The following is a 13,974-nucleotide window of genomic DNA, read 5'->3' as shown; positions in this document are numbered from 1 at the left end:
CGTCGCGGCCCGAAGCGGAGGTGCTGTGCCGCCCACCAACAACCCCACCCTGCGTCAACGGCGACTCGGTGCCGAGCTGCGCAAACTCCGCGAACGCGCCGGGCTCAACGTCACGCAGGCCGCCGCACGCCTGGGCGTCAACCAGGGACGGGTGAGCATGATCGAGACCGGCCGCAGCGCCCTCAGCGCCGACCGCGTCCGCAGCATGACGCGCTCGTACGACTGCTTCGACGACCAACTGATCGACGCCCTGGCCGAGATGACAGGCCGGCGCTCACGCGGGTGGTGGGAGGAGTACCGCGACAACCTGCCCGTCGGCCTGGTCGATCTCGCCGAACTGGAGCACTACGCGACCGCGCTACGCGTGGGACTGGTCGTCCACATCCCCGCTCTGTTGCAGACCACTGATCACGCCCGGGCCCTCTTCAAAGAGGCGGTGCCGCCCCTGCGGCAGTACGAGATCGAGCACCGGGTGAGCCATCGCGTCAAACGACAGGGCATCCTGTACCGCGAAACTCCGCCCCCTTACACGGCGGTGATCCACGAGGCCGCGCTGCACATGGGATACGGCGGCCCTGCCACGGTCCGTGGCCAACTCCACCACCTGCTGGACATGAGCGAACTGGACCACGTCACCGTGCGGATCATCCCCTTCGGGAAGGGCTCATTCCCCGGCACGGGACAACCCATCGACTACCTCATGGGTGCGGTCCCCCAGCTCGACACCGTCCAGTTGGACGCCCACCACGGGTGTGAATTCCTCGACGCCGCTTCGCAGTTGGACAAGTACCGACACGTCATCGACCGGATGGAGGAGAACGCCTTGAAGCCCGAAGCGTCTCGCGACCTCATCCACCGCATCAGCCAAGACATCTGAGAGAGTCGAACGATGCCCAACCACGTCTGGCAGAAGTCCACTTACAGCCCCGACGCCTCCAACTGCGTCTACATCACCACCCCGGCCCCCAACACGATCCGCCTCCGCGAAAGCGACACCCCCGACACCATCCTCACCACAACCACCGAAGGCCTACGGCACCTGATACGCGCCCTCCAGAAGCCCACTTACGACTCCTGACAAACAGCCTCGAAGCGTGCCGGCTCGGAGTCGCGCGTCAGCGGTGGTCGACGTAGGCGACGAGCCCCCCGACGGTCAGACCCAGCGCGCATCCGCGACGGAAGGCCTCGTGGCGCATGAGCGGCGTGTGCTGGGCGTCGGTCATCGCGTACGGCGCGCGGATCCCCAGTTCCACGCCGCACAGGCACACGACGTAGCCGTGACGCCGGGCGGCGGCCGTCCACTCGGGGTCGTGCGGGACCCAGGTCCGGGAGTAGATCTCACCGTCGGGCGTCCGCAGTTCCAGCCGGGAGTAGGCGTATCCGTAGCGCTGCTCCAGTTTTGGCTGTTCATCGGGTATCTCGTGCAGCTCCCATCCGAGGATCCAGGGCAGGTCGCAGTAGACCTCGGGCGGCAGGCGCCTCATGCCGAACAGGACGGCGCCTTCGATCTGCGGTTCCTCGGGTATCTCGTCGAGCGGGGCTCCCTTCGGCACGACGTACCCGAAGCAGCCCACGCCCCGGGCATGCCTGAACTCGAAGAGGGCGGTGGGCATGCGGGGTGTCTGCGCGGGATGGAGGGTGACGGTGCCTTCCGCGGTCTCCAGGCCCCCCAGCACGCACTCGAGCTGTAGCGCGGGGTCGTCGCAGAACAGGATCCGCCCGAGGTCGTCGACCTGTTCGAACTGATACCGGCTCATCTCCTGAAGCCCTCCGATTGGTTGCCGTTCCGCGTCCGCGAAGCAGACGATGGATTGTTGAGGCATCCTATTGAAGGATCGTTCAACAATCCACACATTGGAACGCGTGCACCACCAGGCCGGCGGTTTCGTCGAGAGCAGGGGTGGGTGAGGGTGAGCGCGCAGGAAGCAGGCACAGGGCGGACAGCCGTGGCTTGGCGGGTGCTGGTACTTGGACATCGGCAACACGGCCCACCGCTGGCTCCGGTCGAGGAGAACGGGCTCATGCGCTGGAAGTGGGAGGTGGGCGGCACTTACACGGTGACCGTCGATCCGCAGGGACGGGCCCCGCTCAGGCGGGGAGACAAGCCCGGGCCCCCGGTGATCCAGCAGATCCTGCAGATCCCCCTCGTCCTCCTCGGCCTGGCCCTCGCCCTGGGGCAGCCCGCAGGCCTCCTCCTGCGCAGACAACGCGTCCCGTCAGCCGGACCCCCTCAGCCGTGACGGGTGTCGCGCCCAAGTGCCGACCACCTCGCTCGATCACACCCCTTGGGCCGCGACACGTCACGCGCCCTCAAGTCGCCCGCCGCCGATTCCTCTTCCCACCACCGACCCCGTTCGGCCACAACCTCGGCCCCCGCTTCGCCGCAATGTCCTCGATCCACCCGAACGCGAGAATCGCCACCGCGATCAGGGGCCAGATCAGCAGGAACATCAGGAACGTGTCCGCCTTGTCGAGGAGGGCGGTCGCGCTGTCGCTCTCCATGAAGGGCAGGTTGTAGAGCTGGTCGATGATCGGGACCGTGGCCATGATGAGGAGGTTGTGCCACAGGTAGATCGTGACCGCGCGGTTGTTGGAGAGGGTCACCAGCTTGTCCCAGCGGGCCAGGCGGCCCGGCAACTCCTGCCAGGACGGGGCGTACTGGAGCAGGATGACGACGATGCCGAAGGACCACGTCGCCTGTGCCAGCGGGATGTCGTTCAAGTCCCAGCCGTCCGGGCCCAGATGACCCGACGCCCACCACAGGCCGAAGCCCATGATCACGGTCGCGCCCGACACCGCGAGGTAGCGCGGGACCTCCTTCAGCTTCCCCTCGTGGTGGGCGAAGCCCAGGACCCAACAGCCGCCGTACACCGCGAAGTCGGAGACCGCGTTGCCCGTCTCACCGGGGATGGTGACAAGGCCTGTGCCTACGACCGCCGTCAGCAGCAAGGGTGCCAGCAGCGTCGCCCACGGAACCCGCCGGAACGCCCACAGCAGCAGCGGTGACGCGATCACGAACCACAGATACGCCCGCAGGTACCAGAGCGGGCCGGCCGCCTGGTCCGCCCACGTGCTCTCCAACAGGCCCGATTCGGAGCCCAGATGCTCGGGGTACGGCGGTGCGCCGAACGGCACGAGGTAGTCGAATACCTTCGCCGCTCCCCACCAAGTGCCGCCCAGGTCGGGGTCCTTGAGCGGGTTCCAGCCCATCGTGAACATCAGCACCAGCACCACCGCGCTGAACGCCCAGAGCGGGGGCAGCAGTCGCCGTAGCCGACCCTTGATGACGCCCAGCGCGGGACGGTTCAGGGAGCGGGCCATCAGGGAACCCGCCAGCGCGAACATCACGCCCATGGACGGGAAGAGGACCGACAGCCAGGCCCAGCCGAAGAGGTGGTAGACGACCACCCGGACGAGGGCGATCGAGCGGAGGAGGTCGAGATAGCGGTCCCGGCCGCCGCCGCCCGGCTTGGGCTTCACCTTCGCCGGATCCGGCCCCGGCGCCAACTCCGGCGCCAACTCCGGTTCCTGTTGGCGCTGTTGGGGAATCCCGTAGGCCGGCGTCGACTCGGGGCCCGTACCCGTCCCCGCCGTGTATCCGTGTCCGTGTGTCATGCCACCGGCCTCCGGTCGTCACTGCCACTGCGGCTGCGCTGGGTCGGTACCGGACCGCCGGGTGCCTCCACGACTCCGGTGCGCCGCAGCTTCTGCCAGCGCAGGCGGCCTCCGGTGAGTGCGGTGATCCAGGACTGGAGCAGTACGACGTACATGAGTTGGCGGTAGAGGATCTGCTGGAGAGGGAGCGAGACGAGGTGCGTCATGCGTTCGCGGTCCAGGCGGAACGCGTACGCCGCGCAGAACGCCTGGATGGCGAGGACGCCCAGCCAGGCCAGGAACGTCTTCTCCGTCGGGCCGAACACCAGGCCGTAGAGCAGGAACACGTCGATCAGCGGGGCCAGGATGGGGGCGACGACCATGAAGAGGGCGACCAGTGGGAGACCTACGCGGCCGAAGCGGCCGGACGGGCCGCGGTCGAGCAGCGCGCCCCGGTGTTTCCAGATCGCCTGCATCGTGCCGTAGGACCAGCGGTAGCGCTGGGACCAGAGCTGTTGGACCGTCTCGGGTGCCTCGGTCCAGGCTCGGGCCTGTTCGGCGTAGACGACGCGCCAGCCGTCGCGGTGGATCGCCATCGTGATGTCGGTGTCCTCGGCGAGCGTGTCGTCGCTCATGCCGCCGACCCGCTCCAGCGCGCTTCTCCTGAAGGCCCCCACGGCGCCCGGGATCGTCGGCATGCAGCGCAGGACGTCGTACATCCGGCGGTCGAGGTTGAAGCCCATCACGTACTCGATGTGCTGCCAGGCGCCGATCAGCGAATCCCGGTTGCCCACCTTCGCGTTGCCCGCCACCGCGCCCACGCGCGGGTCTCCGAAGGGCTGGACCAGCTCCCGTACGGTGGCCGGTTCGAAGACCGTGTCGCCGTCCATCATCACGACGAGGTCGTGACTGGCGTTCGCCAGGCCGCGGTTGAGGGCGGCCGGTTTGCCCGCGTTGTGCTGGCGTACGACCCGGACGTTCGGGAGGTCCATCGCCTCCACGATTCTCGCCGTGCCGTCCGCCGAGCCGTCGTCGACGACGATCACCTCGACGGGATGCTCGCTCGCCATCAGTGAACGGACCGTGTTCTCAATGCACTTGGCCTCGTTGTAGGCCGGGACGAGGACCGTGACCGGTTCGGTGACCGGCGGTCCCCAGGCGAAGTCCTTGCGGCGCACCCGGCGGGCGTGGAGCACGGAGAGCAGGAGCATCAGCGCGAAGCGGGCGATGACGAGGGAGCCGGTGATCGCCAGGCCGACCACCAGAATGTCGGTGATGTTGTCCGAGGCCTGGACCAGGAAGATCCACGCCTTGCCCTTCCACAGGTCCAGGCCGGTCACCGGGGTGAGCGCGCTGGGCGCGCCGAGGGCCTCGGTGAGGTTGTCGAACGTGTAGCCCTTGGCCTGCATCTCCGGCAGGAACCTGTCCAGCGCCTGCACGGTCTGGTGGCGGTCGCCGCCGGAGTCGTGCATGAGGACGATCGCGCCCTTGCCCGCGCGCGGGGTGGCGTTGCTGATGATCTTCGCGACGCCGGGCTTCTGCCAGTCCTCGCTGTCCGTGTTGTTGACGGCGGTGATGTAGCCGCGGGTGCCGATGTACTCGGTCACCGGCCAGGACAGGTTGTCCATCGCGTCGGCGGAGGACGAGTACGGCGGCCGGAACAGCGAGGTCCGGATGCCGGCCGCGCCGGTGATCGCGAGCTGGGTCTGCGACAGCTCCCAGTCGATGCGCTTCTTGGACTGGAAGGAGAGGTCGGGGTGGCTGAAGGTGTGCACGCCGACCTCGTTGCCCTCGTCCACGATGCGTTTGACCAGCTCCGGGTAGCGCGAGGTCATGGTGCCGGTGACGAAGAAGACGCCGTGCGCGTGATGCTTCTTCAGCACGTCCAGGACCTTGGGCGTCCAGGTCGGGTCGGGGCCGTCGTCGAACGTGAGGACGATGTCGCGGTCCGGCACGTCCAGACTCGTCGTACGGCCGCTGCGGGTGTCGATGACCGGGCCGCCGTCGAGGATCTTCTCCGGCACCTTGTCGGTCGCCGCCTCGGGGCGGATGCGGTGGTCGGCGAGGATCTCGCTGTGCACGTAGCCGCGCAGCATCAGCATCGCCAGCATCGCGACGAGGAGCAGCATCGGCAGTAGGAACCGCATGGAGAGGCGCCGCCGCCGGGAGCCGCGGGCCGCTTTGGGCATGCCTCCGTGACGGCCGCCCGGGGCCGTGTTCGTGGCTGCGGGGCGGCGGTTGTGCGATGCCATCAGACGATGTGCTCCGGGGTCGTGGACGGGGCCGGTGCCGGGGCCGGTTCGGAGGGCGCGGCCGGTCCCTGTGCCACGGGCGACGGCGAGTTCGGGGCGTCGGCGACCGTGCCGGTGCCCGCCGTCGGGGTCGGGGTCGGCGTCGGCGGCTGCGCCGGGGAACTCGTACCGCCCGTCGGCGTGCTCGGGCCGGACGACGGGGTCTCCTGCGGATGCGAGGGCTGTACGACCGGATTGGTCACGGTCCCGCCGACCGGCGCCGACGACGTCCTGCTCGTGGACGGCTTGGGCGACGCGGACGTACTCGCCTTGCTGCCGGGGGCCTTGGACGCGCCGCTCGCGCTCGCACTGGCACCCGGCGACGGTGTCGTACCGTCGCTCGCCGTCGGGATGTTCCCCGGCGCCACGCTGCCGCCGCCACCGGACGGCCGGCCCGACTCGGCGGGCAGCGGCGAGGTGTCGACCTTGCTCGCGGGCGGGTCGTCCTTCTGCCCCGGCACCGGGAGCCACGGCGCGTCCGAGCTGCCGGACAGCAGCGTGGCGACGATGACGACGGCGTAGACGGCGCAGGCGATGCCGACGGCCATGCCGATCCGGCGGTACCTACGGCTGCGGCGGCCGGACTCGTCGACGAAGACGGGTCCGTCGGATCCGTCCTGACCGGCGGCCTTCGCACCCGGATCGCTTCCCAACTCCTCGGCAGGGCCGTCGAGTTGGACGGTCACCTCGTCGGGGTCGTTCGCCGCGGGCGCGCCCCAGGGATCGGCCAGGGCACCGGACGGACCGATGGGCGGACCGGCGAGCGGGCCTGCCGGTCCCTTGCGTACTTTCTTCGGCACGACGGGCCAGGACGACCCCGGCGGCCCCGACTGCTCGTTCCGTATCCGGCCGGCATGACCGGCACGCCCGCCGTGACGGCCGTGCCGACCACCCTCGAGGACCTCCGACCCTCCAGCCGTTCCGACCGCTCCGGTCTCCGGGAACGCCTGGGCCTCTCCGCCTACGACCGGTACGTCTCTGGTCGCGGATGCGGCTTGGGGCCATTCCGGTTGGGTGTCTTCTCGCCACTTTTCCATGCGCACGCACATCCCCCCAACGAACTGTTCCGAGGGCGCAAACGACCCCGAGCACACGCCGTCGAACCGATCCCCCACCGGCTCTGGCGCCCCCTGTATCACACCGTGCTCAGGCCCGAACGTAGCGTACTGAGACTCCACATGTGGCGGGATGCGTAATTTCTACGTCTTTAGCATGTCCACGTCCATGGCCGGAATCCATCCATCGGCGGGCCGATGAAGCCACCCCTCGGCGGTACCGATCTCCACCGCGGCCCGTCGAAGCGCGTCGAATCCCGGGTGCACCAGCCCCTTTCGCCACACGAGCGACACGGGGGACAAGGGCACCGGCTTCACCAGGGGCCGCAGCACGGTCCGCCGCATGGCCGGAAAGCCCACTACAGCGAGAATCGGGTTCCGCGTCCGGCCCATCACCAGTTCGAATTCCTCTTCCTTTATCGGCCATCAGTGCGACCCCGCAACGTCCGTGTCACGCCCGGCGAACAAATGACGGAGGGCGGAACCACCGGATGGGCGACCCCGGCCTCACCCACGGCGCGCAACCGTTCGTCGAATCGCTTGCGCCAATCTCCGCCTACCCCATTGACGCATCACCACCGCCTACATACGTTCCTCCATCGAAGCGCTTCGACACCCATCCGACTCCCCCGGAGGCCCTGGATGTTGACGACCCGAAAGCGAACGATGACGGCTGCGGTGATCGTGACAGGAGCCCTGCTCCTCACGTCCTGCGGCAACTCGGACAGCGGTAGCTCGGACGGCAAGACCCTGAAGCTCTGGCACTACGAGGGCCCCGACAGTGCGATGGGCGTGGCCTGGAACGAGGCCATCAAGGAGTTCGAGGCCCAACATCCGGGCGTGAAGGTGAAGTTCGAGGAGAAGGGGTTCGAGCAGATCCAGAAGACGGCTCCGATGGTCCTCAATTCGTCCGACGCACCGGACGTCATGGAGTACAACAAGGGCAACGCAACCGCCGGTCTGCTGTCCAAGCAGGGCCTGCTCACCGACCTCACCGCCGAGGCGACGAAGCGGGGCTGGGACAAGAAGATCCCCACCAGCGTCGGCACTACCGATCTGTACGACACCAACGGAGTGATGGGCTCCGGCAAGTGGTACGGCGTCACCGACTACGGCGAGTACACGATGGTCTACTACAACAAGGACCTCTTCAAGAAGTACAAGATCGCTGAGCCGAAGACGTTCGACGAACTCACCGCCGCCATGGACCAGTTCGTGGCGAAGGGCGTCACCCCGCTCGCCAACGCGGGCGCCGAGTACCCGGCCCAGCAGTACCTCTACCAGCTCGCGCTGTCGAAGGCCGACCGCGCCTGGGTCGACAAGTACGAGCTGTACAAGGGCAAGACGGACTTCCACGACCCCGCCTGGACCTACGCGGCGACCACCTTCGCCGACTGGGTGAAGAAGGGCTACATCGCCAAGACCTCCAGCTCCACCAAGGCCGAGGACGCCGGTGTCTCCTGGATCCAGGGCAAGGCGCCGATCCTGTTCTCCGGCAGCTGGTGGTACGGCCGCTTCCAGACGGAGGCCAAGTTCGACTGGGACACGACCCTTTGGCCCGGTTCGAACCTCACCCTCGGCTCCGGCGGCAACATCTGGGTCGTCCCCAAGGGCGCCAAGAACAAGCAACTCGCCTACGACTTCATCGACATCACCCTGTCGAAGAAGATCCAGAACCTGATGGGCAACAAGGGCGGCATCCCGGTCGCGGCCGACACCTCGGCGATCACAGACCCCAAGTCCAAGGAACTCATCGCCAACTTCAACACCCTCACGGCCCGCGACGGCCTGGCCTTCTACCCGGACTGGCCGGTCCCCGGCTTCTACGACGTCCTCGTCTCCGAGACCCAGAAGCTGATCACCAACAGCGAGAAACCGGACGCCTATCTCAGCAACCTCCAGAAGGCGTACGACAAGGGCGTTCCGTCGACATGACGGTCACCGTCGAGAAGGGCGCGCGGGCCGGCACCAGGCATCACACCACCGGCCCGCACCGCCCTCGCCCCCGCAACTCGTACGCCCTGTTCCTGCTCCCCGGCGCCCTCGCCGCGCTCGCCGTGATCGTCGTCCCGTTCCTGATGAACACGGCCGTGAGCTTCACCAGTTGGCAGGGCATCGGCGACCCCAAGTGGACCGGTCTCGCCAACTACCGTGACCTGCTGGACGATTCGGAGTTCTGGGCGTCCTTCCGGCACAGCCTGTTCATGGTCGTGGCGATGGCCGCCGTACCGACGATCGTCGGACTCGTCCTGGCCGCCGCCCTGTTCGACTACATCGGCAAGCACTTCGGCAGCCGTATCGCCTCGGTCCTCCGCGCCTGCTTCTACCTCCCGCAGGTGCTCCCGATCGCGGTCGCCGGCATCGTCTGGAGCTGGATTCTCGCCCCCGACAACGGCACCCTCAACACCCTTCTCAAAGCAGTGGGGTTGGGCTCCTGGCAGCAGGACTGGCTGGGCGACCCGGACATCGCGCTCTACAGCGTCATGGGCGTCATGGTCTGGGTCCAGCTCGGCTTCCCGCTCGTGGTGTTCATGGCCGGGCTGCAACGCGTCGACCCCCAGCTCTACGAGGCCGCCGAGCTGGACGGCGCCGGCTGGTGGCGCCGCTTCTGGCACATCACGCTGCCGCAGATCCGCCCCGAGATCTACGTCGTCCTCACCTGGTGCACGATCGCCGCGCTCAAGGTGTTCGGCGCGGTGTACGTCCTCACGAAGGGCGGCCCGGGCGGCGCGACCGACGTGCCCTCGTACTTCTCCTTCACCACGTTCTTCGAGAAGACCCAGGTCGGCTACGGCGCCGCGATCTCCACGGTGCTGACCGTGATCATCCTGGTGCTCTCCCTCGCCTTCCTCAAACTCCAGACCCGCGCGGAGGAAGGTGACCGCGCATGACGACCGCCCTGCGCCGCTACCCGGTGCTCATCGCCCTGTGCATCGCCGCCCTCTTCATGGTCGTCCCGTTCCTGATCGTCCTGATCAACGCCGTGAAGTCACCGGCCGAGTACTCCGAACACGGCCCCCTCAGCCTCCCCAAGGGCCTCTACCTCGACGGCCTCAAGGACTTCTGGCAGCGCGTCGACTACGGCCAGAAACTCTTCAACTCCGTTCTGATCAGCGGCTCGGTGGCCGTCCTCGCCGCAGTGCTCTCGGTCCTCAACGCCTACGCGATCGGCATCGGCCGTATCCGGGGCCGCACGTGGGTCCTGGCCTTCTTCGTCCTCGCCAACATGCTGCCGCAGGAGGCGCTGGTCTACCCGATCTACTACCTGAGCAAGCAAGTCGGCCTGTACGACACGAGGTTGAGCGTCGTCATCGTCTTCACCGTGATCCAGGCGGCGTTCGGCACGTATCTCCTCTCGTCCGTGCTCGGCCAGTTCCCCCGCGAGATCATCGAGGCGGCCCGGATCGACGGCGCCAACAAGTGGCAGGTGCTGTGGCGGATCGTGGTCCCGGTCAGCCGCCCCACGATCGGCGTGCTCCTGGTCTTCTTCTTCATCTGGACCTGGAACGAGTTCCTGCTCCCCCTGGTCATGCTGATCTCCAACGACAACCAGACCGTGTCGGTGGCCCTCGGGGTCCTCCAGGGCCAGCGCCTGATGGACGCCACGATGACCAACGCGGCTGCCCTGCTGGGTGTGTTGCCCGCCATCGTCTTCTTCCTCGTCTTCCAGCGGACCCTCACGCGCGGCATCGCCGTAGGTGCCGTCAAGTAGTAAGGGGACCCCCACATGAAGTTCACCGACGGCTACTGGCTGCTGCGCGAGGGCGTCACCGCCGCCCACCCGGTCGAAGTCCTCGATGTCACCGCCCCGGACGGCGCGTTGGAGATCCACGCGCCGACCGTGCCCATCCGCCACCGCGGCGACCTGCTGAAGGGACCGGTCGTGACGATCAGCGCCCACGCCCCGATGCCCGACGTCATCGGCGTCACCTTCACCCACTTCGAGGGCGAACAGCCACGCGGTCCCCAATTCGACGTGCGGACCGAGGACTTCGCGGTCCACACGTCCTACGACGACGAGCACGCGACTCTCACCTCCGGCGCGCTGTCGGTCCAGGTGGCGCGCACCGGGCCCTGGCACGTCGACTTCCTCGCGCACGGCCGGGTCCTCACCGGCAGCGGCCCCAAGGGCATGGGCATCATGCGGGACGCGACCGGCGCCCACTACCTGCGCGAGCAACTCGGCCTGGGAGTCGGCACATCCGTCTACGGACTCGGCGAACGCTTCGGCCCGCTCGTCAAGAACGGCCAGGTCGTCGACATGTGGAACGCCGACGGCGGCACCGCCACCGAACAGGCCTACAAGAACGTCCCCTTCTACCTCACCGACGCGGGCTACGGCGTGTTCGTCGACCACCCCGGCCGGGTGTCCTTCGAGGTCGGCTCGGAGGCGGTCTCACGGGTCCAATTCAGCGTGGAGAGCCAGCAGTTGACGTACTACGTCATCTACGGCCCGACCCCCAAGGACATCCTCCGCAAGTACTCCGCCCTCACCGGCCGCCCGGCGCTGCCGCCCGCCTGGTCGTTCGGGCTGTGGCTGTCGACGTCGTTCACCACCTCCTACGACGAGGAGACGGTGACGTCGTTCATCGAGGGCATGCGGGAGCGTGAACTCCCGCTGTCCGTCTTCCACTTCGACTGTTTCTGGATGCGCGAGTTCAACTGGTGCGACTTCCAGTGGGATCCGCGGGTCTTCCCCGACCCGGAGGGCATGCTCGCCCGGCTGAAGGACCGCGGGCTGCACATCTGCGTCTGGATCAACCCGTACATCGCGCAGCGCTCACCGCTCTTCGCCGAGGGCAAGGCGCTCGGGCATCTGCTGTGCCGGCCGGACGGCAGTGTCTGGCAGTGGGACCTGTGGCAACCGGGCATGGCCCTGGTCGACTTCACCAGCCCGGCCGCCCGCGACTGGTACGCCGGCAAGCTGGAGGCGCTCCTCGCGCAGGGCGTCGACTGCTTCAAGACCGACTTCGGCGAGCGCGTCCCGGTCGACGTGGCCTACGCGGACGGCGCGGACCCCGAGCGGATGCACAACTACTACACCTACCTCTACAACCGCACGGTCTTCGACGTCCTGCGCAAGCACCGGGGCGAGGGCGAGGCAGTCGTCTTCGCCCGCTCGGCCACAACAGGCAGTCAGAAGTACCCCGTTCACTGGGGCGGCGACTGCGAGGCGACCTACGAGTCGATGGCCGAGTCGCTGCGCGGCGGGCTCTCCCTCGGCCTGTCGGGCTTCGGCTACTGGAGCCACGACATCGGCGGCTTCGAGGGCACCCCGACCCCCGCCCTCTTCAAACGCTGGCTGGCCTTCGGCCTGTTGTCCTCCCACAGCCGTCTGCACGGCAGCTCCTCGTACCGGGTCCCATGGCTCTTCGACGAGGAATCCGTCGACGTACTACGGCAGTTCACCCGCCTGAAGCTGAGCCTCATGCCGTACCTCTACGAGACCGCGCGCACCGCCTCCGCCGAGGGCGTGCCGATGATGCGGGCAATGGTGCTGGAGTTCCCGGACGACCCGGGGTGCGCGCATCTGGAACGGCAGTACATGCTCGGCAGCGATCTGCTGGTCGCGCCCGTGTTCAGCGACGACGGCGACGTCTCGTACTACGTCCCCGAGGGCATCTGGACCCACTACCTCACCGGCCGTACGGTCACCGGACCGCGCTGGGTGCGCGAGCAGCACGGCTTCGACAGCGTGCCGCTCCTGGTCCGGCCGGGCGCGGTGATCCCGGTCGGCGCGGTGTCCGACCGGCCCGACTACGAGTTCGCCGACGGGGTCACCCTGCGGGCGTACGGCCTGGAGCGGGGCGCGCAGGTGACGGTGCCGGTCGGCGACGTGACCTTCACCGTCGTACGGGAAGGGGACACGCTCCGGGCGTCGTGCGGTGACCCGTCGGTGGTGTGGGCGCTGGCCGCCGGGGAGCGGTCGAAGTCGGGCAGCGGATTCCTGACCCTGGAGCTGGCCTGATGGTGAAGATCACCGATGTGGCCCGGCACGCCGGGGTCTCCCCCAGCACCGTGTCGTACGCGCTGAGCGGCAAGCGCCCGATCTCCGAGGAGACCCGGCAGCGCGTGGAGGCGTCCATCCGGGAGCTGGGCTACCGGCCGCACGCGGGTGCCCGCGCCCTGGCCAGCAGCCGGTCGAACGTGCTGGCCCTCGTCATCCCCTTACGCACCGGCATCCACGTCCCGGTGGTCATGCGGTTCGCGATGTCGGTGGTGACCACGGCCCGCCGCCACGACCACGACGTGCTGCTGCTCACCCAGGAGGAGGGCGAGGAGGGGCTGCGGCGGGTCGTGGACTCGGCGCTCGTGGACGCGATGATCGTGATGGACGTCCAACTGGACGACCCCCGGCTGCCGTTGCTCCGCTCCCTGGACCGGCCGTCCGTACTGATCGGTTTCCCCGCCGAGGCCGACGGGCTGACCTGTATCGACCTCGACTTCAGGGCGGCCGGCGAGCTGTGCGTGGAACGGCTCGCGGGGCTCGGGCACCGGGTCGTCGCCCTCGTCGGGTCACCGCCGGAGGTGTATGTCCGCCGAACCGCCTTCGCCCAGCGGGTCGTTCAGGGCTTCACGGCCGCCGCGCACCGCAACGGGCTCGTCTCCTGCGTCCGCCCCTGCGAGCCGGCGCCCGCCGCGGCAGCCGCCGTGGCGGAGCAACTGCTGCGCGAGCAGCCCGCGTTGACCGGTGTCGTCGTCCACAACGAACCGCTTCTGGAGCCCCTCGTAGACGCCTTCGAGCAGCTCGGTCTGCGTGTCCCCGGCGATCTGTCGGTCACCGCGATCTGCCCCGACGAACTCGCCGAGTCCGTACGGGTCCCGGTCACCTCGGTCGCCCTGCCCGCCGCCGAACTCGGCTCCAGCGCGGTCGAGTTGCTGATGAGGAAGCTGGGCGGCAGAGCCGTGCCCGACGCGACGCTGCTCGCACCCCGGCTGACGGAACGCGCGAGCACGGCACCGCGCCACGCGCCCTGACGTTCACAACGCCCGCATGCAAGGCCCTACTTGAAGGAGCCGCGACATGAAAGGCA

The 13,974-nt window shown here is 68.3% G+C and carries 12 protein-coding genes and 1 pseudogene; 8 read left to right on the top strand and 5 right to left on the bottom strand.

Annotated elements, in window-relative coordinates:
• The first annotated feature begins 25 nt into the window (after positions 1-25).
• A complete protein-coding gene (locus ACQHII_RS29540; protein ID WP_427922118.1) occupies positions 26-877 on the top strand; it encodes a helix-turn-helix domain-containing protein in 852 nt (283 codons plus the stop codon).
• A 12-nt stretch (positions 878-889) separates the two neighbouring features.
• Complete coding sequence (locus ACQHII_RS29535; RefSeq protein ID WP_427922117.1) at positions 890-1,078, top strand: DUF397 domain-containing protein; 189 nt, start codon at positions 890-892, stop codon at positions 1,076-1,078.
• Between the two features lie 37 nt (positions 1,079-1,115).
• Here ACQHII_RS29535 and ACQHII_RS29530 read toward each other — a convergent pair whose 3' ends face one another.
• Positions 1,116-1,757: a hypothetical protein gene (locus tag ACQHII_RS29530; protein WP_427922116.1), complete on the bottom strand. Its 642-nt coding sequence runs from the start codon at positions 1,755-1,757 to the stop codon at positions 1,116-1,118.
• A 264-nt stretch (positions 1,758-2,021) separates the two neighbouring features.
• On the opposite strand from ACQHII_RS29530, the gene ACQHII_RS29525 reads away from it, so the two are divergent.
• Entirely contained in the window at positions 2,022-2,240 is a 219-nt protein-coding gene (locus tag ACQHII_RS29525; protein ID WP_427922115.1) for a hypothetical protein, read from the top strand.
• 70 nt (positions 2,241-2,310) lie between these two features.
• Here ACQHII_RS29525 and ACQHII_RS29520 read toward each other — a convergent pair whose 3' ends face one another.
• The 4 genes and pseudogenes from ACQHII_RS29520 to ACQHII_RS29505 form a co-directional block, all read right to left on the bottom strand.
• Positions 2,311-3,615: an acyltransferase family protein gene (locus ACQHII_RS29520; RefSeq protein WP_427922114.1), complete on the bottom strand. Its 1,305-nt coding sequence runs from the start codon at positions 3,613-3,615 to the stop codon at positions 2,311-2,313.
• Positions 3,612-5,783: a bifunctional polysaccharide deacetylase/glycosyltransferase family 2 protein gene (locus tag ACQHII_RS29515; RefSeq protein WP_427922113.1), complete on the bottom strand. Its 2,172-nt coding sequence runs from the start codon at positions 5,781-5,783 to the stop codon at positions 3,612-3,614. Before ACQHII_RS29515 ends, ACQHII_RS29520 begins: the two co-directional genes overlap by 4 nt.
• A gap of 62 nt (positions 5,784-5,845) precedes the next feature.
• Positions 5,846-6,685 carry a hypothetical protein gene (locus ACQHII_RS29510; protein ID WP_427922112.1) on the bottom strand — a complete coding sequence of 280 codons (840 nt, stop codon included), beginning with the start codon at positions 6,683-6,685 and terminating at the stop codon, positions 5,846-5,848.
• 399 nt (positions 6,686-7,084) lie between these two features.
• Positions 7,085-7,360, bottom strand: a pseudogene (locus tag ACQHII_RS29505) (LysR family transcriptional regulator); the annotation flags it as partial.
• A 222-nt stretch (positions 7,361-7,582) separates the two neighbouring features.
• Here ACQHII_RS29505 and ACQHII_RS29500 point away from each other — a divergent pair.
• The 5 genes from ACQHII_RS29500 to ACQHII_RS29480 are packed head-to-tail and all read left to right on the top strand — an operon-like array spanning position 7,583 to position 13,918.
• A complete protein-coding gene (locus tag ACQHII_RS29500; protein ID WP_427922111.1) occupies positions 7,583-8,875 on the top strand; it encodes an ABC transporter substrate-binding protein in 1,293 nt (430 codons plus the stop codon).
• Positions 8,872-9,831: a carbohydrate ABC transporter permease gene (locus tag ACQHII_RS29495; protein WP_427922110.1), complete on the top strand. Its 960-nt coding sequence runs from the start codon at positions 8,872-8,874 to the stop codon at positions 9,829-9,831. Before ACQHII_RS29500 ends, ACQHII_RS29495 begins: the two co-directional genes overlap by 4 nt.
• Positions 9,828-10,652: a carbohydrate ABC transporter permease gene (locus ACQHII_RS29490; RefSeq protein ID WP_019065982.1), complete on the top strand. Its 825-nt coding sequence runs from the start codon at positions 9,828-9,830 to the stop codon at positions 10,650-10,652. Before ACQHII_RS29495 ends, ACQHII_RS29490 begins: the two co-directional genes overlap by 4 nt.
• 15 nt (positions 10,653-10,667) lie before the next feature.
• On the top strand, positions 10,668-12,908 hold the full coding sequence (gene yicI, locus ACQHII_RS29485) for an alpha-xylosidase (protein ID WP_427922109.1): 2,241 nt from the start codon (positions 10,668-10,670) through the stop codon (positions 12,906-12,908).
• Complete coding sequence (locus ACQHII_RS29480; RefSeq protein ID WP_427922108.1) at positions 12,908-13,918, top strand: LacI family DNA-binding transcriptional regulator; 1,011 nt, start codon at positions 12,908-12,910, stop codon at positions 13,916-13,918. The genes yicI and ACQHII_RS29480 overlap by 1 nt, the downstream gene beginning before the upstream one ends.
• Positions 13,919-13,974 lie beyond the last annotated feature (56 nt).

Origin of the sequence: Streptomyces sp. cg40 (assembly GCF_050320165.1) — a bacterium.
In the GTDB taxonomy this organism is placed as follows: domain Bacteria; phylum Actinomycetota; class Actinomycetes; order Streptomycetales; family Streptomycetaceae; genus Streptomyces; species Streptomyces hokutonensis.
This window is presented reverse-complemented; position numbering and strand designations above follow the sequence as displayed.

What these genes read in the sequence shown, in the direction of transcription:
- ACQHII_RS29535 (WP_427922117.1), top strand. Translation starts at nt 890, where the DNA reads ATGCCCAACCACGTCTGGCAGAAGTCCACTTACAGCCCCGACGCCTCC.
- ACQHII_RS29530 (WP_427922116.1), bottom strand. Translation starts at nt 1,757, where the DNA reads ATGAGCCGGTATCAGTTCGAACAGGTCGACGACCTCGGGCGGATCCTG.
- ACQHII_RS29525 (WP_427922115.1), top strand. Translation starts at nt 2,022, where the DNA reads ATGCGCTGGAAGTGGGAGGTGGGCGGCACTTACACGGTGACCGTCGAT.
- ACQHII_RS29520 (WP_427922114.1), bottom strand. Translation starts at nt 3,615, where the DNA reads ATGACACACGGACACGGATACACGGCGGGGACGGGTACGGGCCCCGAG.
- ACQHII_RS29515 (WP_427922113.1), bottom strand. Translation starts at nt 5,783, where the DNA reads ATGCCCAAAGCGGCCCGCGGCTCCCGGCGGCGGCGCCTCTCCATGCGG.
- ACQHII_RS29500 (WP_427922111.1), top strand. Translation starts at nt 7,583, where the DNA reads ATGTTGACGACCCGAAAGCGAACGATGACGGCTGCGGTGATCGTGACA.
- ACQHII_RS29495 (WP_427922110.1), top strand. Translation starts at nt 8,872, where the DNA reads ATGACGGTCACCGTCGAGAAGGGCGCGCGGGCCGGCACCAGGCATCAC.
- ACQHII_RS29490 (WP_019065982.1), top strand. Translation starts at nt 9,828, where the DNA reads ATGACGACCGCCCTGCGCCGCTACCCGGTGCTCATCGCCCTGTGCATC.
- yicI (WP_427922109.1), top strand. Translation starts at nt 10,668, where the DNA reads ATGAAGTTCACCGACGGCTACTGGCTGCTGCGCGAGGGCGTCACCGCC.
- ACQHII_RS29480 (WP_427922108.1), top strand. Translation starts at nt 12,908, where the DNA reads ATGGTGAAGATCACCGATGTGGCCCGGCACGCCGGGGTCTCCCCCAGC.